The sequence below is a fragment of the Pseudoxanthomonas putridarboris genome (assembly GCF_038321125.1).
Taxonomy (GTDB): domain Bacteria; phylum Pseudomonadota; class Gammaproteobacteria; order Xanthomonadales; family Xanthomonadaceae; genus Pseudoxanthomonas_A; species Pseudoxanthomonas_A putridarboris.
In genome coordinates this window covers 191,253-211,189 of record NZ_JBBWWT010000002.1, presented here as the reverse complement: position 1 = coordinate 211,189, position 19,937 = coordinate 191,253, and the positions used below count along the sequence as shown (strand labels likewise).

General features: G+C 68.2%; 17 protein-coding genes. 10 read left to right on the top strand and 7 right to left on the bottom strand.

Translation table 11 applies throughout. The annotated features are described in order from the left end of the window. Positions 1–46: 46 nt before the first annotated feature. The 4 genes from AAD027_RS05035 to AAD027_RS05020 form a co-directional block, all read right to left on the bottom strand. Positions 47–1,135: an ABC transporter permease gene (locus AAD027_RS05035; protein ID WP_341724928.1), complete on the bottom strand. Its 1,089-nt coding sequence runs from the start codon at positions 1,133–1,135 to the stop codon at positions 47–49. Beyond that, positions 1,132–2,058, bottom strand: coding sequence for an ABC transporter ATP-binding protein (locus AAD027_RS05030; protein WP_341725396.1), 927 nt, complete (start codon positions 2,056–2,058; stop codon positions 1,132–1,134). The genes AAD027_RS05035 and AAD027_RS05030 overlap by 4 nt, the downstream gene beginning before the upstream one ends. A 103-nt stretch (positions 2,059–2,161) precedes the next feature. Next, the gene (locus AAD027_RS05025; protein WP_341724927.1) at positions 2,162–3,121 is read right to left on the bottom strand and encodes an HlyD family secretion protein; all 960 of its coding nucleotides are present in this window, start codon (positions 3,119–3,121) and stop codon (positions 2,162–2,164) included. Further along, positions 3,111–3,743, bottom strand: coding sequence for a TetR/AcrR family transcriptional regulator (locus AAD027_RS05020; RefSeq protein WP_341724926.1), 633 nt, complete (start codon positions 3,741–3,743; stop codon positions 3,111–3,113). Before AAD027_RS05020 ends, AAD027_RS05025 begins: the two co-directional genes overlap by 11 nt. A gap of 251 nt (positions 3,744–3,994) precedes the next feature. Between AAD027_RS05020 and AAD027_RS05015 the strand changes: the two genes are divergently transcribed. The 10 genes from AAD027_RS05015 to AAD027_RS04970 all read left to right on the top strand — a co-directional run bounded on the left by AAD027_RS05015 (position 3,995) and on the right by AAD027_RS04970 (position 14,461). Next, on the top strand, positions 3,995–4,288 hold the full coding sequence (locus AAD027_RS05015; protein ID WP_341724925.1) for a hypothetical protein: 294 nt from the start codon (positions 3,995–3,997) through the stop codon (positions 4,286–4,288). A gap of 82 nt (positions 4,289–4,370) precedes the next feature. Continuing rightward, the gene (locus tag AAD027_RS05010) at positions 4,371–5,354 is read left to right on the top strand and encodes a PhoH family protein (protein WP_341724924.1); all 984 of its coding nucleotides are present in this window, start codon (positions 4,371–4,373) and stop codon (positions 5,352–5,354) included. Positions 5,355–5,558: 204 nt separating this feature from the next. Then, entirely contained in the window at positions 5,559–6,047 is a 489-nt protein-coding gene (gene ybeY, locus AAD027_RS05005; RefSeq protein WP_341724923.1) for an rRNA maturation RNase YbeY, read from the top strand. A 4-nt stretch (positions 6,048–6,051) separates the two neighbouring features. Next, positions 6,052–6,648, top strand: a complete 597-nt coding sequence (locus AAD027_RS05000) for a hypothetical protein (RefSeq protein ID WP_341724922.1) — start codon at positions 6,052–6,054, stop codon at positions 6,646–6,648. Positions 6,649–6,752: 104 nt separating this feature from the next. Continuing rightward, positions 6,753–7,628, top strand: a complete 876-nt coding sequence (locus AAD027_RS04995) for a CorC family transporter (protein ID WP_341724921.1) — start codon at positions 6,753–6,755, stop codon at positions 7,626–7,628. Next, positions 7,621–8,802, top strand: a complete 1,182-nt coding sequence (locus tag AAD027_RS04990) for a lipoprotein N-acyltransferase Lnb domain-containing protein (RefSeq protein WP_341724920.1) — start codon at positions 7,621–7,623, stop codon at positions 8,800–8,802. Before AAD027_RS04995 ends, AAD027_RS04990 begins: the two co-directional genes overlap by 8 nt. Before the next feature lie 45 nt (positions 8,803–8,847). Further along, positions 8,848–10,878 carry a glycoside hydrolase family 97 protein gene (locus AAD027_RS04985; protein ID WP_341724919.1) on the top strand — a complete coding sequence of 677 codons (2,031 nt, stop codon included), beginning with the start codon at positions 8,848–8,850 and terminating at the stop codon, positions 10,876–10,878. Between the two features lie 129 nt (positions 10,879–11,007). Then, positions 11,008–12,024, top strand: coding sequence for a magnesium/cobalt transporter CorA (gene corA / locus AAD027_RS04980; RefSeq protein WP_341724918.1), 1,017 nt, complete (start codon positions 11,008–11,010; stop codon positions 12,022–12,024). A gap of 112 nt (positions 12,025–12,136) precedes the next feature. Beyond that, complete coding sequence (locus AAD027_RS04975) at positions 12,137–14,224, top strand: carbon starvation CstA family protein (protein ID WP_341724917.1); 2,088 nt, start codon at positions 12,137–12,139, stop codon at positions 14,222–14,224. A 12-nt stretch (positions 14,225–14,236) separates the two neighbouring features. Continuing rightward, entirely contained in the window at positions 14,237–14,461 is a 225-nt protein-coding gene (locus tag AAD027_RS04970; protein ID WP_341724916.1) for a YbdD/YjiX family protein, read from the top strand. Between the two features lie 108 nt (positions 14,462–14,569). On the opposite strand, the gene AAD027_RS04965 is transcribed toward AAD027_RS04970, so the two are convergent. The 3 genes from AAD027_RS04965 to AAD027_RS04955 are packed head-to-tail and all read right to left on the bottom strand — an operon-like array spanning position 14,570 to position 19,711. Then, the gene (locus tag AAD027_RS04965; protein WP_341724915.1) at positions 14,570–16,057 is read right to left on the bottom strand and encodes a CehA/McbA family metallohydrolase; all 1,488 of its coding nucleotides are present in this window, start codon (positions 16,055–16,057) and stop codon (positions 14,570–14,572) included. A gap of 5 nt (positions 16,058–16,062) precedes the next feature. Beyond that, positions 16,063–17,223, bottom strand: coding sequence for a Ca2+-dependent phosphoinositide-specific phospholipase C (locus AAD027_RS04960; RefSeq protein ID WP_341724914.1), 1,161 nt, complete (start codon positions 17,221–17,223; stop codon positions 16,063–16,065). Positions 17,224–17,266: 43 nt separating this feature from the next. Beyond that, complete coding sequence (locus AAD027_RS04955; RefSeq protein ID WP_341724913.1) at positions 17,267–19,711, bottom strand: TonB-dependent receptor; 2,445 nt, start codon at positions 19,709–19,711, stop codon at positions 17,267–17,269. Between the last annotated feature and the right edge of the window lie 226 nt (positions 19,712–19,937).

Sequence of the window (19,937 nt, the reverse complement as noted above, 5' to 3'; positions counted from 1 at the left end):
CGTGACGAAGAGCATCGCGCCCATGGGGCGCTCCTACGAGCGTTGGTCAATCCAGCCGCTTGCGGAAACGCAGGATCGCCGCCGCCATCATCACCGTGGTGAAGGCCAGCAGCGCCAGCACGTCGGGCCACAGTTCCCACAGGCTGGCGCCGCGCAGCATCACGCCGCGGATCAGGCGCAGGAAGTGCGTCAGCGGCAGCACCTCGGCGATCCACTGCACGGCCTTGGGCATGCCGGCGAACGGGAACATGAATCCCGACAGCAGGATCGACGGCAGGAACACGAAGAACGTCATCTGCATGGCCTGGAACTGCGACTGCGCACGCGTCGAGATCAGCAGACCCAGGGTCAGATTGGCGACGATCAGCAGGCACGCGGCCAGGTAGACGTGCAGCAGGCTGCCGCCCAGCGGCACGTCGAACAGCCACAGGCCCAGCGCCAGCACCACCGTGGTCTGCACCAGGCCGATGACCACGTAGGGCAGCACCTTGCCGATCATCAGCTCCGCGCTGCTCACCGGCGTGGCGATCAGCAGTTCCATGTTGCCGCGCTCGCGTTCGCGCACGATGGCCACGCCGGTGAACAGCACCATCGTCATGGTCAGGATCACGCCGATCAGGCCGGGCACGATGTTTACCGCCGAGCGGCGCTGCGGATTGTAGAAACTCACCACGCTGATCGGCCGGCTGGCCATCGGGTTGATCGACGACCCGTCCACCGGCATCTGCGCCAACTGCGCGGCCGCGCTCTGCACGGCGTTGTCGCTGCCGTCCACCAGGATCTGCACCGCCTCGCGGCCCTCGCCGCGGCGGCGCTCGAAATCCGGCGGGATCACCACGCCGATGCTGATCTCGCCACGACGCATGGCTTCCACCAGTTCCTGCGGCGTCCGCACCTCGCGCACGGGCTTGACCACGCCGGTGGCGACGATGTCCATCGCCAGCGCGCGCGAGGCCGACGTGCGCGCCTGGTCGGCGAAGCCGGCCGACAGGTCGCGCAGGTTGGTGTTGATGGCGTAGCCGAACAGCAGCAACTGCATCACCGGGATGCCGACGATCATCGCCAGGGTGATCCGGTCGCGGCGCATCTGCCGCAGTTCCTTGACCATCACGGCCATCAGGCGGCGCCCTTTCATGCGGCTTCTTCCCGGCTGGGTCGCCCGCGCGTGGCGGAAACGAACACATCCTCGAGGCTCGCCGTGGAGGCGGAAACGGCCGCATCGATGCCGGCGTTCTTCAGGCCGCCGGCGACGCGATCCGCCGCGCTGTCGTTCCCGGCCATCAGCACGCGCAGGCTGTTGCCGATCTGCGCCACGCTGATCACGCCCGGCATCGCCACCAGCACCTTCTGCGCCTGACGCGGCTGGGCCGCCTCGACCACCAGCGTGCGGCCCGCCAGTTCGCCGGTCAGCACGTCGGGCGTGCCGTCGGCCACCAGCACGCCACGGTCGAGGATGGCGATGCGATGGCAGCGCTCGGCTTCGTCCATGTAGTGCGTGGACACCAGCAGCGTGGTGCCGGCATCGGCCAGTTCGAACAGCTTCTCCCAGAAATCGCGGCGCGACTCCGGGTCCACCGCGCTGGTCGGCTCGTCGAGGAACAGCAGTTCCGGCGCGTGGATCACCGCACCGGCCAGCGCCAACCGCTGCTTCTGTCCGCCGCTCAGGGTGCCGGCCAGTTGCTTCTGCCGGTCCTGGAAGCGGTACTGCTCGACCAGCTCGTCGATGCGTTGCCTGGCCGCGCGGCGCGGGATGTCCTGCACCGCGGCCAGGAATTCCAGGTTCTCGCGCACGGTCAGGTCCTCGAACAGCGAGAACTTCTGGGTCATGTAGCCGATGCGCTTACGCAGTTGCTCGGCCTGTTCGGGAATGCGCAGGCCCAGCACGTCGATGTCGCCGGCATCGGGCGTCAGCAGCCCGCACAGCATGCGGATGGTAGTGGACTTGCCGGAACCGTTCGGGCCGAGGAAGCCGTAGACGTTCCTGCGCGGCACGTCCAGGTCGACGTTGTCGACGGCGACCAGCGCGCCGAAGCGCTTGGTCAGTCCGCGCACGCGGATGGCGAGATCGTCCTGTAGGAGGGGCTGACCAGCCATTCGGCTGTCGAAAACCAGCCCCGACGATCCAGGAGTCGGGGCTGAAGCCCCTCCTACAATGCCGCGATCAGTGGGCGTCATCGAACTGCACCTGCAACGGCGCGCCGACGGGAAGCGCTGCCGCTTCCTTGCCCAGGCTGACTTCCGCCAGATAGCTCAGGCGCGCCGCGTCCTGCCCGGTCAATGCGAAGTAAGGCGTAAAGCTGGGCTCACTACGGATCATGCGGATGCGCCCGGGATAAGTTGTCTCCTGCCCTTCCAGCCGCACCCGTGCGGCATCGCCCACCCGCACCCGCGCACGCATCGCCTGCGGCACGTAGACGCGCGCATACGGCGCCTCGCCCACCAGCAGCACCGCGAGCGATGCGCCCACCGGCGCCTGGTCGCCGAGTTTGTACGGCAGGCTGTCCACGCGGCCGGCGCGCGGGGCGACCACGTTCAACTTCTCCAGCGACACGGACTGCACGGTGGCCTGCGCCTCGGCCGCGGCCAGTGCGGCTTCGCCCTGCGCGATCTGCTCGGCGCGCGTGCCGCGCTCCAGTTCCAGCAATGCGGCCTGCGCCACGCGCACCTGCGCGATGGCGTTTTCGGAAGCGGCGCGGGCGCGATCCACGTCCGACGCGGCCACCAGTCGCTGCCGTCCCAGCGGCTGCAGGCGCGCGTAGTACGCCTGCGCGTCGCGGGCCTGCGCCTGCGCGGCGGCCAGGCTGGCGCGTGCCTGGGCGATGTCCTCCTGGCGCGGACCCGTGCGCAGTTCGTCCAGGGCGTCGCGGCTCTGCCGGGCCTGCGCCTGCAATGCGGCCAATTGCGATTGCGTCCGCGTCAATTCCAACTGCATCAGCGGTGCGCCGGCGGCGACCTGCTGGCCCTCGCGCACGTCGATGCGGACGATCTTCTCGGCCACCGGCGAAGGCAGCGTCACCCGGTCCCACTCCAGCGTGCCCAGCGCGCGCGGGGCGTCCTGCGTGCAGGCGGGCAGCACGATGACGGCGATGACCAGCGCCGCCCATGTCCGCTTATTCCGCATGTTCCAGCTCCAGTCCGCGGTCCAGCAGCACCAGGGTGTGCCGGCGCAGTTCGTCGAAATCGATGTCGTCGGCGCCGAACAACAGGCGCCAGATCGGCGCACTGGCCAGCGGGAACAGCGTCAGCCCCACCAGCGACACCATCAGCAGGCGCGGGTCCAGGTCCGGATTGAGCTTGCCCTGCTGCTGTGCGGCGGCGAAGCGGCCCGCCATCATCTTCGGCAGCAGCGGCCCCACTTGGCCGATCATCGCGTCGCGCAATGCGCCGCCCTCGCAGAGGATCTCGCGCACCCACAGCGTCGGCAGCCACGGATGTCGCGCCACCACGTTGCCCACGCCATGGACGAAGCCCGCCACCAGCGCCGCGACATCGTCGCCGGCCTGCGCCACCGGTTCGCGCATCTGCGCCACCACCGGCATCAGCCGCTCAGCCACCACGGCCTGCTGCAGTTGCGCCTTGTCGCCGAAGTAGTAGTGCACCAGCGCGGGCGTGACGCCGGCTTCGCTGGCGATGTCGCGCAGCGACGTGGCCGCGATGCCCTGGCGCACGAAACATGCCAGCGCGGCGTCCAGCAATTGAGTGCGCAGATCCGCGCCATCGGCGGTGGAGCGGCGTCCAGGCATGCGCTTGCGCGATGTCTTGGGCACCGGGGCCGGAGGTGGGGCCTTGGCGTTCGCGGCGGCTTTCGGGCGGCCTGCGCGGGAGGGATGCCGGGTCGTCATGGTCTTATTTAATTATTCGATTAATTAAATTTCAAGACGCTCCCGACGAACGGCCGCGGCTGGCCCCGGCCGGGGCGTCGCGCTACCCTGCATGGCCTTCCCCCGGCACCGCCAAGGACCCCGCCATCTCCCAGGACAACCCTCGCCTGTGGGTGTTCGTGCTCGACGCCCGGCCGCTGCCCGGCACGCCGGAGTTCGAGCAGTTCGGGGGAGCGTATGTCCTGTGCTACCAGATGCCCGGCCTGGCCGCGGACCCGATCCGCCGCGCGAGCGAATTCCTGCGCGAGAACGGCTGGCAGGTCACCGGGGTGGAGGAAGAGCCCGAACAACTCGGCCGCGAGGACGCGCCGGACGAAGAACCCTTCGACCAGGCGCTGATCGACGACGAGGCCTATGTCTTCCACCAGTGGCCGGTGGAAGACATGGACCACGAAACGCGGCACTAGGGCCTGCTGACGCTATTGGGACAGGTCACGCCCCAATAGCGTCAACAGGCCCTAGACCGCCCCGACACCGAAGCCCTGCCCCATGACCGCCCCAAGCAAGCGCGAATTCACCCTGCAACCCGAGAACACCGAATGGCTGGCCAACCTGGCCGGCCCGTTCGACGCCCACCTGCGCCAGATCGAGCTGCGCCTGGGCGTGGAGATCGCCAACCGCGGTGCGGTCTTCCGCATCACCGGCCCGGAGAAGCCGGTCGTCGCCGCCGAGAAACTGTTGCGCGCGCTGTACGCCGAGGCCGGCGGCGAAGCCTTCGACAGCGAAGCCATCCACCTGCGACTGAACGCCGCCAACGTCGATCGCCTGGCCGACGACGGCTACCAGCCGCAGGACGTGGCGATCAAGGTCAAGCGCGGCACCGTGCGCGGCCGCGGCGCCAACCAGGCGCAGTACCTGCACGCCATCGCCACCCACGACATCAATTTCGGCATCGGCCCGGCCGGCACCGGCAAGACCTTCCTGGCCGTGGCCAGCGCGGTGGAAGCGCTGAACGAATCGCGCGTGCAGCGGCTGGTGCTGGTGCGCCCGGCGGTGGAAGCCGGCGAGAAGCTGGGCTTCCTGCCCGGCGACCTGACCCAGAAGGTCGATCCCTACCTGCGCCCCCTGTACGACGCGCTGTACGAGATGCTGGGCGTGGAAAAAGTGGTCAAGCTGCTGGAGAAGAACGTCATCGAGATCGCGCCGCTGGCGTACATGCGCGGACGCACGCTTAACGACGCGTTTGTCATCCTCGATGAAGCACAGAACACCTCGATCGAACAGATGAAGATGTTCCTGACCCGCATCGGTTACGGCAGCACCGCCGTCGTCACCGGCGACCTGACCCAGATCGACCTGCCCAAGCACCAGAAGTCCGGTTTGAAGGACGCGCTGGACGTGCTCCGCAGCGTGGACGGCATATCCTTCACCTTCTTCACCAGCCGCGACGTGGTGCGCCATCCGCTGGTCGCGCGCATCGTGCAGGCTTACGATGCACGGGACGGCAAGGATGCGGAGACGGGGCCGGCGTGAAGCCTCCCGATTCCCTGCCCGATTCTCTGCAGGAGGGGCTTTAGCCCGCGCCGCGATGGCTTTGCCGCCGACATTGATGATGAACGCGCCGCAGCGCGGCCACCTGGAGAACGGCCGGGCTTTGGCGTGCCTCACCAGGAACCTGGTCGGGGCTGAAGCCCCTCCTGCAGAATCCCCTCCTACAAAGGTTTCCGTGATCGCACCATGACCCAAGGCCCCGTCCGTCTCGAAGTCTCCGTCAGCTACGCCCTGCCCCGCGCCGGCCTGCCGTCGTCGGTGAGCTTCCGGCGCTGGGTCGCCGCCGCGCTGAAGGGCCGCATCCGCGAGGCCGACCTGGCCATCCGCATCGTCGACAACAAGGAAGGCCGCGCGCTCAACCGCCATTATCGCGGCAAGGACTACGCCACCAACGTGCTCAGCTTCCCGGCCGAAATGGCCGAAGGCGTCAAGCTGCCGAAGGGCGTGAAGATGCCGCTGCTGGGCGACCTGGTGATCTGCGCTCCGGTGGTGGCGCGCGAAGCGAAGGAACAGAAGAAGACGCTGGCCGCGCACTACGCGCACCTGACCGTGCACGGCACCCTGCACCTGCTGGGCTGGGACCACGAGGACGACACCGAAGCCGAGTGCATGGAGCAACTCGAACGCGAGATACTGGCCGAACTCGGCATCGCCGACCCCTACGCGGAAGACTGACTGCATGTTGCGAATCCTGCTGATCGCGCCTCTGCTGGCGCTGGTCCCGGTACCGTCCCTGCATGCCCAGGGAAACACCTCGCCGGCGAAGCCCGACCTGCCCGCGCTGATCGAGTGCCGCGGGCAGTTGCCGGAATTCGTGGCGCTGGCGCCCGCGTTGCAGGATCCCCTGCAGGCCGTGGCGCTGGGCTGGCAGCCGCTGCCGCAGGCCAACATGTTCATGACCGAGTTCAGGCTGGCCGCGCCCATCCGCGTGTTCGGCCACGACACCGACCACATCGCGTTCGCGGGCGAGAGCGTGATGGCGGTGCTGGACCTGCCCGATCCGCGCCCGCTGGCCAGGCAGCTGGAACTGGAAACCGCCATCGACACGCCGGACAAGGCGATGTTCGGCAAGGAAGTGCACAGCGAGGAGACGCACGACGCCGAATCCGGCCTGACGCTGATCGAGTCCATCGTGCTCAACGTCAGCAACGTGTCCTCGCACCCGGGCAAGACGCTGGTCGGTTGCAGCTACAGCCTGGACATGCCGGAAGACGAGGACGAGACGCCGGAAAGCCTCCCCGAGCTCCCGGTGACCCCGTCCGCCGCCCCGGACTGAGCGCGGCCGGGCCACCCGACTGCGAACCCGGCCCTACTTCCGGCCCGCCCAACCGGGTTAGACTGGAGTCCACGCCCGCGCCCGCGGGCGCCTGCTTCCAAGAGATGTCTGAAGACGACAGTACGCTTGCGCCGGAGACCTCCGAGAAGACCCCGGAGAAACGGCGCTCCTGGCTGGACCGCCTGAGCTCGGCGTTCTCCGGCGAACCCAGCACACGCGACGACCTGGTCGCCATCCTGCGCGACGCGCAGTCCGACGGACTGATCGCCAGCGACACCCTGCGGATGATGGAAGGCGCCATCGCGGTGGCCGACCTGACCGTGGGCGACGTGATGGTGCCGCGCGCGCAGATGGTGTCCCTGCCCGCCGAGGCGCGCTTCCTCGACCTGATGAAGGACGTCGTGGAATCCGGCCACTCGCGCTTCCCGGTGCACGGCGACAACAAGGACGAGATCCTCGGCGTGCTGTTGGCCAAGGACCTGCTGCGCGGCGTGGTGGCCGACAACGGCCCCGGCAGCATCCACGAACTGCTGCGCCCGGCGGTGCTGATCCCCGAGTCCAAGAAGCTCAATCTGCTGCTGAAGGAATTCCGCCTGTCGCGCAACCACATGGCGATCGTGGTGGACGAATACGGCGGCGTGGCCGGCCTGGTCACCATCGAGGATGTGCTGGAACAGATCGTCGGCGAGATCGACGACGAGCACGACGACGCCGAGGACGGCTCCAGGCTGATCGCCGCGCAGGCCGACGGCCAGTACGTGGTGGATGCGCTGACCCCCATCGCCGACTTCAACGACCGCTTCGGCGCGGAATTCCCCGACGACGAATACGACACCGTCGGCGGCCTGGTCACCGCGGCCATCGGCCATCTGCCGGAAACCGGCGAGGAACTGACGCTGGGCCGCTTCGCCTTCCGCGTGGCCAACGCGGACGCGCGCCGCGTGCATGCCTTCCATGTCGGGGTGCTTTCCGATGGCTAAGCCATGGGCGCGCCTGGCGCTGCTGGGCGTGTTGTGGCTGCTGTCGCTCAGCGCATGGGCGACACCCCGCATCGGCGTGGCGACGATGCAGCCGGGCGAAGTGTTCTTCGAACGCTTCGGCCACAACGCCATCGTCGTGGTGGACCCGGCCACCGGCCAGGCCACCTCGTACAACTTCGGCTTCTTCGACCCGGGCGAGTCCGACTTCGTCGGCAATTTCGCCAAGGGCTACATGCAGTACTACCTGGTGGCGCTGCCGTTCGAGCAGGACCTGGTGCACTACCGCGACACCGGCCGCGGCGTGTCGCTGCAATGGCTGGACCTGACGCCGGAACAGGCGCAGTCGCTGGCCGATACGCTGGCCGAACGGGCGAAGCCGGAGAACGCGCGCTACCGCTACGACTACTTCACCTCCAACTGCTCCACCCAGGTGCGCGATGCGCTGGATGCGGCCCTGGGCGGCGCGCTGAAATCGCAACTGGCCGGCCGCTCGCGCGGCAACACCTTCCGCAGCGAAGCGGTGCGGCTGGCCTCGCCGGCCACGTGGATGTGGCTGGGCTTCGACATCGGCCTGGGGCCGTCCGCCGACAAGCCGATGTCGCGCTGGGAAGAGGCCTACGTGCCGATGCGCCTGGCCGACAGCCTGCGCGAAGCGAAGAACAGCGCGGGCCGGCCGCTGGTGCAATCGCAGATGGAATTGCTGCCGCACCGCATCGCGGCCGAACCGGCCGAAGCGCCGCGCCGCTGGCTGCCCTGGCTGGGCGCGGGCATCGCCGTGGCGCTGGTCATCGCGCTGGCCGGCCGCCGCTGGCCGCGCGGTGCCGCGCTGGTGGCGCTGCCGTTCTGGCTGCTGTGCTTCGTGGCTGGCGCGTTGCTGGCCTACCTGTGGGGCTTCACCGAGCACTGGGCGGCCTGGGCCAACCGCAACCTGCTGCTGTTCAACCCGCTGTGCCTGCTGCTGATTCCCGGCGCAATCGCCGTGCTGCGCCGCCGCACGCCGCCCGCCTGGTTCGGCTGGCTGGCGATGGCGATCGCGGTGGGCGCATCGATCGCATGGTTCCTGCACTGGCTGCCGTTGCGGCTGCAATACAACCAGTCGTGGATCGCGCTGCTGCTGCCCGTGCACCTGGCGTTCGCATACGTATTCATGCCCCGTCGCTTGTCGCACCGGTAGCGCTGCCGCAGGATGCGGGCCTCTCCATTCCACGCGAAGGCCCGCATGTCCCGCACCGTACTTTCGCTGATCGCCCTGCTGTCCTCCCTGCTCGCCGCCGCGGCGCATGCGGCTCCCGCCGCGCGCGTCGCCTCGCCCGACGGCAGCATCGTGGTGGAACTGTCCACCGACAACGACGGCCGCCCGGCCTACGCGGTCTCGCGCAAGGGCCGGCCGGTCATCGCGCCCTCGCGGCTCGGTTTCCTGCTGCTGGACGCGCCCAAGTTCGAACGCAACATCGAGATCGTCCAGCCGCGCACACGCGGGTTCGATGAAACCTGGGAACAACCCTGGGGCGAGCGCCGCTTCGTCCGCAACCATTACAACGAACTGCAGGTGACGCTGAAGGAAAAGGCGAAGCCGTTCCGCAGCTTCGACGTCGTCTTCCGCGTGTTCGACGACGGGTTGGGTTTCCGCTACGTCTTCCCCGACCAGCCGGAACTGAAGGAAGTACGCATCGGCGAGGAGCTCACCGAGTTCACCCTGGCCAGCAACGCCACCGCGTGGTGGATCCCCGCCGGCGAGTGGAACCGCGAGGAATACCTGTACCACCGAACGCCGGTGCAGCAGGTGGGCGACGCACAGACGCCAATCACCTTCAAGCTGGCCGATGGCACCCACCTGTCGATCCACGAGGCCGCGCTGGTCGACTACAGCGGCATGAACCTGACCCGCGTGGAGGACCGCAGGCTGAAGGCCGACCTGACGCCCGGCATCGGCGAAGGCAAGGTGATCCGCGCCGCCCCGTTCGCCACGCCGTGGCGAACGCTCCAACTCAGCGACGATGCCGCAGGGCTGGCGATGTCCAACCTGATCCTCAACCTCAACGAGCCCAACGCGCTGGGCGACGTGTCGTGGGTCAAGCCGATGAAATACGTCGGCGTCTGGTGGGAAATGCACCTGGATCTGAAGAGCTGGGCCTCCGGTCCCAAGCACGGCGCCACCAACGAGAACGTGCGCAAGCACATCGATTTCGCCGCGAAACACGGCTTCGGCGGCGTGCTGGTCGAAGGCTGGAACGTCGGCTGGGACGGCGACTGGTTCGGCAACGGCGAAGACTTCAGCTTCACCCAGTCGTATCCGGACTTCGACCTGGAAGCGCTCAGCGACTACGCCCGCTCCAAGGGCGTGGTGCTGATCGGCCACCACGAGACCTCCGGCAATGCCGCCCACTACGAGGCGCAGATGGGCGATGCGTTCGACCTGTACCAGCGCGTCGGGGTGCCGGCGGTGAAGACCGGCTACGTGGCCGATGCCAGCCAGGCCAAGGTCACCGGCATCGACGGCAAGCGGCACTATGCTTGGCACGAAGGCCAGGACATGGCGCGCCATCATTTGAAAGTCGTCACCGAGGCGGCCAAGCGCCACATCTCGGTGAATCCGCACGAGCCGATCAAGGACAGCGGCCTGCGCCGCACCTATCCCAACTGGATCACCCGCGAAGGCGCGCGCGGCATGGAGTTCAGCGCCTGGGGCCAGCCGGGCAACCCGCCCGAGCACGAGGCCAACCTGGTGTTCACCCGCCTGCTGGCCGGCCCGATGGACTACACGCCCGGCATCTTCGGCATGAAGACACGCTCCACCGACGGCATCGCCACCACCTGGGCCAAGCAACTGGCGCTGTACGTGGTGATCTACAGCCCGCTGCAGATGGCCGCCGACCTGCTGGAGAACTACGAGAAGAACCCGGCGCCGTTCCAGTTCATCAAGGACGTGCCGGTGGACTGGGAGGACACCCGCGTGCTGAACGGCGAAGTCGGCGACTACGTGACCATCGCGCGCAAGGAACGCGGCGGCGATAACTGGTACCTGGGCGCGCTGACGGACGAAGACGGCCGCACGTTGACCGTGCCGCTGTCGTTCCTGGACGAGGGCCGCCGCTACACCGCGCAGGTTTACCGCGACGGCGACAAGGCGAACTGGAAGACCGCCCCGCAGGACATCGTGATCGAGGAACGCGAGCTGACCCGTGCGGACACGCTGACGCTGAAGCTGGCGCCAGGCGGCGGCCAGGCCATCCGCTTCGTCGCCCACTGACTCTGCTCTTGTAGGAGCGCCCCATGGGCGCGATGCTTTTCCCGGAATGGCCAACAGCATCGCGCCCATGGGGCGCTCCTACGGGATGACGGCTTGTCCGGCGCTGCCTTCTGGCGCAGGATGCGCGCCATGGACGATATCGCGCCGGTCCGATCCGACAAAACCACAGTGCCCAGCTGCGTGATCAACTGCGTGGTGTACGACCACGCCGGCATGCGCCGCGACATCGCCCTGGACGACATCAGCGACGTGCTGGCGGTGGACGACGGCAGTTTCATCTGGGTGGGCCTGTACGAACCGGACGACGAGATCCTGGAGAAGCTGCAGGAGGAATTCTGCCTGCACGACCTGGCCGTGGAGGACGCGCAAAACGCGCACCAGCGCCCCAAGCTGGAAGCCTACGGCAACTCCTACTTCCTGGCCGTGCACACCGCGCAGGTGGTGGACGACCACATCCGCTACGGCGAGACCCATGCCTTCCTGGGCCCGCGCTACCTGGTCACCGTGCGCCACGGCGCATCGCTGTCGTACGCCCCTGTGCGCGAGCGCGTGCAACGCGAACCCGACCTGCTGCCGCTGGGGCCGGCCTACGCGCTGTACGCGGTGCTCGACTTCATCGTGGACAACTACCGCCCGATCGTGGACGAATTCCGGCGGACGCTGGAGGCGCTGGAGAAGGACATCTTCTCCGACGCCTACCGCCGCGTCACCGTGGTCAAGCTGTACGAACTCAAGCGCGAGCTGACCCAGATGCGGCTGGCGGTGGCGCCGCTGCAGGACGTGCTGGCGCAGCTCAGCCGCTCGCAGAGCGCGCTGATCCCGGAAGAAGTGCGCCTGTACTTCCGCGACGTGCACGACCACTCGCTGCGCGTCAACGAATCCACCGACACCCTGCGCGAGATGCTGACCACCGCGCTGAGCGTGAACCTGTCGCTGGTGACGCTGGCGCAGGGCGAGACGGTGAAGCGGCTCGGCGCATGGGCCGCCCTGCTGGCCGCGCCGACACTGATCACCAGTTGGTACGGCATGAACTTCGACCACATGCCGGAACTGCATGGCAGGTACGCCTACCCGATCCTGATCGGCGTGGTGGCGCTGGCCTGCTTCGGCCTGTACCGGCTGTTCAAGCGCGTCCGCTGGCTCTGACGGGCGCCATGCGCCCCACTTCGACCAAAGTCGAAGACCGAACCGGGGGTTACGCATTGACCCCACCGATCCATGGGAGGAACCTTGCGGGCATCCTCCGGAGGGTTCCCGAATGAAAGGATTTTCCAAGATCGCCTGGGCGGCGCTGGCGTTGCTGGGCGCGTTCTGCCTGGGCACGGTGGCCTTGCGCCAGGGCGAGCAGATCAGCGCGCTGTGGATCGTGGTCGCCGCGGTATCGATCTACCTGGTGGCCTACCGCTACTACAGCCTGTACATCGCCAAGAACGTGATGGGGCTGGACCCGCGCCGGGCCACGCCCGCGCACATCCACAACGATGGCCTGGACTACGTACCGACCAACAAGCACGTCCTGTTCGGCCACCACTTCGCCGCCATCGCCGGCGCCGGCCCCCTGGTCGGCCCGGTGCTGGCCGCGCAGATGGGCTACCTGCCCGGCATGCTGTGGCTGATCGCCGGCGTGGTGCTGGCCGGTGCGGTGCAGGACTTCATGGTCCTGTTCATCTCCAGCCGCCGCGACGGCCGCTCGCTGGGCGACCTGGTCCGCGAGGAAATGGGCCAGGTGGCCGGCACCATCGCGCTGTTCGGCGCCTTCCTGATCATGATCATCATCCTGGCGGTGCTGGCGATGATCGTGGTGAAGGCGCTGGCGGAAAGCCCCTGGGGCATGTTCACCGTGATCGCCACGATGCCCATCGCGATCCTGATGGGCATCTACATGCGCTACATCCGCCCCGGCAAGATCGGCGAGATCTCGGTGGTCGGCATCGCCCTGCTGCTGCTGGCCATCTGGTTCGGCGGCAAGGTCGGCGCGCATCCCACCTGGGGCCCGGCCTTCACCTTCACCGGCACCCAGATCACCTGGATGCTGATCGGCTACGGCTTCGTCGCCGCGGTGCTGCCGGTGTGGCTGCTGCTGGCGCCGCGCGACTACCTGTCGACGTTCCTGAAGATCGGCGTGATCGTGGCGCTGGCGATCGGCATCGTCATCGCCAGCCCGGAGGTCACCTCGCTGAAGATGCCGGCGCTGACCCAGTTCGCCAGCACCGGCGACGGCCCGGTCTGGAAGGGCGGCCTGTTCCCCTTCCTCTTCATCACCATCGCCTGCGGCGCGGTCTCCGGCTTCCACGCCCTGATCTCCTCGGGCACCACGCCGAAACTGCTGGCCAACGAGACCCACGCCCGCTACATCGGCTACGGCGGCATGCTGATGGAATCCTTCGTCGCCATCATGGCGCTGGTGGCCGCCTCGATCATCGAGCCGGGCGTGTACTTCGCGATGAACAGCCCGGCCGCCGCGATCGGCACCGGCGCGGTGGAAGTCGCCGAGAAGGTCAGCAGCTGGGGCTTCGTGATCACCCCGGACGTCCTGGAACAGACCGCCCGCAACATCGGCGAAGGCACCATCATCTCGCGCGCCGGCGGCGCGCCGACGCTGGCGGTGGGCATCGCGGTGATCCTGCACGACGCCCTGCCGGGCGGCGACGCGATGATGGCGTTCTGGTACCACTTCGCCATCCTGTTCGAGGCGTTGTTCATCCTGACCGCGGTGGACGCGGGCACGCGCGCGGGCCGCTTCATGCTGCAGGACCTGCTGGGCAACTTCATCCCGCCGCTGCGCAGGACCGACTCGTGGGGCGCCAACGTGATCGGCACCGCCGGCTGCGTGGCGCTGTGGGGCTACTTCCTGTACCAGGGCGTGGTCGATCCGCTGGGCGGCATCAACACCCTGTGGCCGCTGTTCGGCATCGCCAACCAGATGCTCGCGGGCATCGCGCTGATGCTGTGCACGGTGGTGCTGTTCAAGATGAAGCGCGACCGCTACGCCTGGGTCACCATCGTGCCCACCGTCTGGCTGCTGATCTGCACCACGTACGCCGGCCTGATCAAGATCTTCGACAGCAATCCGGCCGTCGGCTTCGTCGCGCAGGCCAAGAGGTACCAGCAGGCCATCGCCGACGGCCAACTGCTGGGGGCGGCCAAGAACATGGGCCAGATGCAGCAGGTGGTGGTCAACAGCTACGTCAACACCGGGTTGACCGTGCTGTTCCTGTTCGTGGTGTGCACCGTGCTGGTCTATGCGGTCCGCGCGATCCTGAAGGCACGCGGCATCAGCGAACGCACCGACCGCGAGACGCCGTTCGTCGCCCTCAGCGAAGAACAGCAGAAGGCCTGGCTGTAATCGGCCGCGACGATGGGTACCGAACTCGTCCCGCTGGAGCACTTCGCCACACACAAGCGTGTGTGGCGAAGGCTGGTGCAGACCGCGCGGCTTTGCTGCGGCATCCCCGACTACGACAACTACGTCCGCCATGTGCTGGAGAAGCACCCGGGCCGCGAGCCGATGGACTACAAGACGTTCTTCCGCGAACGCCAGGAAGCGCGCTTCGGCGGCAGGAGCGGGTTCCGCTGCTGTTGAGGCGGACCGATGCCGATGTGGACGCGCCCAGGGGGCGTTTCCACAAAGGCCGGATCTTTCGGGAGCGCCCCGCCGGGGCGATCGGCGGGGCGACGGATCCTACGATGCTCAGCGTTCCTGGAAATTGACGTAGACCGGATTGCCGACCAGCAGCAGGCGTCCGTCCCCGGCGCGCACGTCGGCGCGCAGCCAGTGGCGACCGCCGTCGCTGCGCCAGCGCCAGGAGAAGGCCTGCTCCTGCATGGCCACCTTCGCGTCGGCCAGCAGGGGTTCGACGCGGCCATCGACGATCAACTCGACGCGCGCGCCGAGCGCGCCGGAAACCCGCAGTTCGAATTCGGCCTCGGCATCGGTCGGCAGCGCGAGATTCTCCCCCATCGCGACGATCGCTTCCCCGTGACGGGCGGACAGATCGAGCGTCGCCCCGCTGCCGTCGAGGTCGACGAACACGCGCCCGGCGCGGATGCCGTCCAGGATCGCCGGCTGCGACAGCGACTGCGCGTGCACCACGGTGGTCGGCGCGCCGACCCGGCTGCGGCCGAACTGCGAATCGCGCAGCGTCGCGTCGTGGTTGTCGCTGCCGCCGACCCCCGTCAACCGGTATCCCTCGTTCAGGCGCGCATGCCAGAACGGGATGCCCGACACCGGCGTGCCGGCATCCTGTCCGTTGACCGCTTCCACGGCGACGACCTTCGACCAGTCGGTGCCGCCGGTCGGCCGCCAGCCGCAGCCCATGCAGCGTTCGTCGCTGGGCAACGCCGGATGGTTGACGGAAAGCGGCAGCCCGCGGCGCACGGCTTCGGCGATCAGCGCATTCCAGTCGCGCACCGTGTCGCCGACGCGGAAATCCAGCCCCGCCTGCAGGCCGAAGACGTTGGCGTGCCCCTGGAACGTGGTCACCTCCATGCCCGGGAGCAGCAGCAGGCGATCGAAGTACGGCTGCAGCCCGCGCAGTTCCTGCAGGTGCGACGCGGTGTTGTGCTCGGTGACGGCGACGAAGTCGAGCCTGCGCTCCTCCGCCGCCTGCAGGGTCAGGAACAGCGGGCAAGGCACCTTGGCGCCCTGCTGGCTCGGGCAGCTGGCGTCGCTGTGCGCGGTGTGCATGTGCAGATCGCCGCGGTACCACCCTGCCCCTTCGCGCAGCATCGGCAACAGCGCCGCCGGCAGCCGTTCAGGCAGGTCGGCAGGCGTGAAATCGATGCGCGCGGTGTAGTCGGACACCGCGCCCTGGCGGATGTTGGGCACGCCGAGCAGCAGGTGCCAGCGTCCTGCCGGCAGCGGACCGGCGCGGTACGACGGCGTGGCGTCGTCCAGGGCGACGGTGAACATGCGCTTGTTGCCGCCGCTCCAGCCGCGGAAGCCCTGCGGATCGATCAGGCCGAGATCGATCGTGGTCTTCTCCTCGCGACCGCCGTAGTCGAACTCCACCGTGATGCGCCCGGTGCCGGCCGGCACCTCGAACGGCAGTTCGATGTAGCTCTCGTGCGCGGCGCCGTCGATGCGGCCCGACAGGACCAGGTCGGCGCTGTCGTCCGCGGCCGTTGCGTGCGCGGCCGCGATCGACAGGCAGAGCGCTACAAGCAGTTTCTTCTTCATACGCATCACTCCTCGATGGGCAAACCGCCGCAGCGCGCGGCGGCGCGCACCGGGTTGCAGCGGGCGACGACGCCGGGCGGGAAACCCACCCGGTAGTCGGGGAAACGCGCGTCCGGATCGACATAGTCGGTGGACACGACCTGCGCACCGCCCGCGAACGCGGCGTCGCGGCGTGCGCTGTCTCCCGTGCGCGCCTCGCGCGTATCCGCGTCCGCGCGCGTGCGCACGAAATAACCGCGCTCGACGGCGGAGGCGATCCGGTCCCGCTGCGCGAGCGGTTCGTTCAATGTCAGCCATGCCGCCGCCGTCGACGCCTCGTCCGTATTGACGAACAGGACGCGGCCCTCGAGCACGCTCCGTCCGCCGCGATAACGCGCGATCTTCGCCTCGCCCTCGTCCAGCGCGAACAGCACCCTGCCCCTCGCTTCGCCGAGAAGCGGCCAGTTGCCGGCGAGGACGGCTTCTCGCAGCGTCGGACGGCTCCCCTGCACCTTGTCGGGCAGGATCAGCCGGTCGTCGCCGAAGACGCCGCGGATCTCCGCATCGAGCGCATCGAAGGCGTCCGCGTCGAAAGCCAGCGGCTGCACCTGCCCCGGCGCCGCGGGCTCGTCCTTGGTGTTGAGCTGGATGACGATGGGCACGTGCCGCGGATGCCGCTCCGACCAGTCGCGGATGATGCGCAGGCACTGCACGAACGGCTGGCAGCTGCTGCGATAGTCGATGTCGGACAGGTGCATGACCTTGAACCCGGGCCCGGCCATCGCCTTGCGCTGTTCCGGCGGCAGATCGTCGTGCCGGTAGCGCCCGCCGTCGGGGTCGTAGTAGACATCGATCTCCAGCGCGCGCACGCCGCGATCGAGCTGTTCGTCGAGCGGCCGGTGGCCGTAGTCGATGCCTTCCGCGCCCTGCGGATCGCGCGCGCGGTGCATCTCCAGGAGATCCGGCGGCGGCGGCAGCTTGTAGCTGTTGTGGGTGCCGAGCAACTGCAGGTCGTTGACGCGCAGGTTCGCGTCCATCCATGGCTGTCCACAGCCTGCCCCGGCCTCGTCGGCAACGACGGCTTGCAGGTCGCAAGCCGCCGCCGCCGGGACGGCCATGCAGCCGAGCAGCAGCGCCGACGCCGCATGCCGGCCCGCCATCGCCCGGAACTTCCGGGCGATGGACATCGTCGCGCTGCGTTCGCAGCCCGGTGTCATGGCGCCGGCCGGCTCAGAACCGGTACATCAGCGCCAGGCGGTAATTGCGGCCCAGCAGCGGACGGGCGATGAAGGTGTTGGCGCCGGCATCGCCGCTCTCGAATTCGCCCTGTCGCGGGTTGCCTTCGGTCAAGCCCAGCGAGTTGTCGAGGTTGTCGACGTAGCCGTAGAGCGAGAGCCGATCGCTGAGCTCGTAGCGCGCGCTGAAGTTGAACACGTCGTACGACGGCAGCCGCACCGAGTTGGCGGTATCCACGTAGCGTTCGCCCTGCCGTTCGTAGGCCAGCTGCAGGCGCAGGCGCTGGTCGAGCAGGTTGACGCCGGGAACGATGCGCAGGCTGTTCTTCGGCACCCGGATCAGCTGGTTGCCGTCGTAGTCGTGCAGTTCGCCTGCGTTGTCGGTGTAGCGCAAGCCCTTGTACTGCGGATCCTGCACGGTGGCGGTGGCCGAGACGTCGAACCAGTCCACCGGACGATACGCCGCTTCCAGCTCCAGGCCGAGCGTCTGCGTGTCGGCGTAGCGCGCCTCGTTGACGATGATGCCGTCCAGGCCGACGCGGTAGTTGCTGAAACCGACGTTGTCGTACTTGGTCCAGAACGCCGTGGCGTAGAAATCGAAGGGATTGCTGCCGTACTTGTAGCCGACTTCCGCCAGGTCCATGGTCTGGATGTCCGGCGTGGCCGCGGCGTTGGTGATGTAGTTGCCCAGGCTGGGCAGGCGGTTGGTCGAGGTATAGCGCGCGAACAGGCCGGAATGATCGTCGAACTGCCAGTTCGCGCCGGCGGTCCAGCCGAGCTTGCTGAAGCTGTCGTCGTAGTGCGCGAACTGTCCGGTACCGGTCCAGATCTGCGAAGTGGGGAGCGTGCCGAGGTTCACCTGCTCCCTCAGCTCGACGCGGCCGCGCGCGGTCATCTTCTCCCAGCGCAGGCCGGCGTCCAGGCGCAGGCGGTCGGTGACCTGCCACTCGTCGGCGACGTAGAACGCGTGCGTGGTCTGTTCGCCGGAGGCGTTCTCCCATTCGTAGCCGTAGCGCCAGATGCCGTTGTCGGTCAACGAGGCCAGCACATTGCCGGCCGCGTCGACGGCGACGAGGTCGAGCAGGCGCGCGTTGTCGCGCACGTCGAGCAGCGCATTGGAGGAGTAACGGCTGAAGTCCTCCTCGATGTGCGCGTAGTAGTAGCCGAAGGTCAGGTCGTGCCGCTGGCCGCCGACGTCGAACCCGCGCGACAGCTGCAGGTCGTTCATGACCTCGGTGACCGGCATGGTGATCCCGCGCAGGCCGCCGACGATGATCAGCCCGTTGCCGTTCTGGTTGGCGACGTCGTAGACCTGGTCCGGCGAGGTCGTGTAGCGCAGTTGCAGCGCGGCGGCCCCGGGAACGGCGGCGAGCAGGCCGCCGGTCTGCTCGAGGAAGCTGCTCGCGCTCTGCAGGAGGTTCGGGTACACGCCGTTGCGCTGGGTCTTCGTGTCGTTGTAGCGCAATGTGTCGCGCAGTCGCCAGTCGCCGCCCAGGTCGAACTCGAAACGGCCGGTCAGTTGCGTCCGCTCGACCTCGGTGCCGCGGGTGTTGTCGAAGATGTAGTCCTCGCCGTCGGCCGTGACCATGCGGACCAGCGACGTCTCCGGGCCGGCCACGGTGCCGTGGTGGCCGTCGAAGCCGGGCACGGCGCGGATCTTGCCATCGGCGTAGGTGCGCATCGGGATGCCGGTGTAGAACGCGACGGTGTCGTCCAGGCGCTTGAGGTCGAACTCGACCTTGCCGCCCTCGAACTCGCGCCCCAGGTTCACCCGCAGCTGGCCGCCCTGGTTTCCGGTGAAGCCGATATCGCGCACGCCATCCTCGCTGCGATAGAAGCCGCCGATGCCCAGCTTCCAGCCGTCCCCGATCGGCGCCCCGTACCAGAAGTCGGTCCGGAACAGCCCGGCATCGCCCACGGTCAGCTTGACCAGTCCTTCGGCTTCGTCGCCGACCTTGCGCGGGACGAAGTTGATCGCGCCGGCCGGCGCGTTGGAATAGAACGCCGAGGACGGGCCGCCGCGCACCACTTCGATGCGCTCGATGGTCTCGTCCAGGCGGAACACCTGGTCGCCATTGAGATAGCCCAGCGCCGGATCGTGCTGGATCGGTATGCCGTCCTCCAGCAACTGCACGGAGCCGAAGCCGTCCACCGGCACGCCGCGCGCGCGGATGTTGCCACTGGCCTCGCCGCCCGAAGCCTCGACCCAGAAGCCGGGCACCGACTTCATCGCCTCGGTGACGCTGGTCGGCGCCTGCATGCGCAGGGTCTCTTCCTCGATGTTGGTCACGGAATAGCTGGTTTCGGCCTTGGTGCGGATGCCGCTGCCGGCACGGCCGGTGACGATCACCGTATCCAGGTCGCGCGCCTCGACGCGCCGTTCGCCACCGTCCTGCGGGGCCTGCTGCGCCATCGCCGGCGCATGTGCGGCAAGCGCCATGCCTCCCATGACCAAGGCATGGCGAATGGCGCCGGCGAGGCGGTGTGGGGAAAACGTCATCTACAGAATCTCCGGGGGATGGGCAGGTGAACCATCGCGTCGACAAGGGACACGACGGAAGACCGCGCATGCTCGACCGGTTACGTTTAACGGGAGTGACGTGCACATGACGCGCGTTTGACACTGCCACCTGCGTCACACGCGATCGGGCGGAATCCATCCGCAT

Bases quoted from the DNA above. Each gene is read 5' to 3' on its own strand.
- AAD027_RS05035 (WP_341724928.1), bottom strand. From the start codon at position 1,135: ATGAAAGGGCGCCGCCTGATGGCCGTGATGGTCAAGGAACTGCGGCAG.
- AAD027_RS05025 (WP_341724927.1), bottom strand. From the start codon at position 3,121: ATGCGGAATAAGCGGACATGGGCGGCGCTGGTCATCGCCGTCATCGTG.
- AAD027_RS05020 (WP_341724926.1), bottom strand. From the start codon at position 3,743: ATGCCTGGACGCCGCTCCACCGCCGATGGCGCGGATCTGCGCACTCAA.
- AAD027_RS05010 (WP_341724924.1), top strand. From the start codon at position 4,371: ATGACCGCCCCAAGCAAGCGCGAATTCACCCTGCAACCCGAGAACACC.
- ybeY (WP_341724923.1), top strand. From the start codon at position 5,559: ATGACCCAAGGCCCCGTCCGTCTCGAAGTCTCCGTCAGCTACGCCCTG.
- AAD027_RS05000 (WP_341724922.1), top strand. From the start codon at position 6,052: ATGTTGCGAATCCTGCTGATCGCGCCTCTGCTGGCGCTGGTCCCGGTA.
- AAD027_RS04995 (WP_341724921.1), top strand. From the start codon at position 6,753: ATGTCTGAAGACGACAGTACGCTTGCGCCGGAGACCTCCGAGAAGACC.
- AAD027_RS04990 (WP_341724920.1), top strand. From the start codon at position 7,621: ATGGCTAAGCCATGGGCGCGCCTGGCGCTGCTGGGCGTGTTGTGGCTG.
- AAD027_RS04985 (WP_341724919.1), top strand. From the start codon at position 8,848: ATGTCCCGCACCGTACTTTCGCTGATCGCCCTGCTGTCCTCCCTGCTC.
- corA (WP_341724918.1), top strand. From the start codon at position 11,008: ATGGACGATATCGCGCCGGTCCGATCCGACAAAACCACAGTGCCCAGC.
- AAD027_RS04975 (WP_341724917.1), top strand. From the start codon at position 12,137: ATGAAAGGATTTTCCAAGATCGCCTGGGCGGCGCTGGCGTTGCTGGGC.
- AAD027_RS04970 (WP_341724916.1), top strand. From the start codon at position 14,237: ATGGGTACCGAACTCGTCCCGCTGGAGCACTTCGCCACACACAAGCGT.
- AAD027_RS04965 (WP_341724915.1), bottom strand. From the start codon at position 16,057: ATGAAGAAGAAACTGCTTGTAGCGCTCTGCCTGTCGATCGCGGCCGCG.
- AAD027_RS04960 (WP_341724914.1), bottom strand. From the start codon at position 17,223: ATGTCCATCGCCCGGAAGTTCCGGGCGATGGCGGGCCGGCATGCGGCG.
- AAD027_RS04955 (WP_341724913.1), bottom strand. From the start codon at position 19,711: ATGGCGCTTGCCGCACATGCGCCGGCGATGGCGCAGCAGGCCCCGCAG.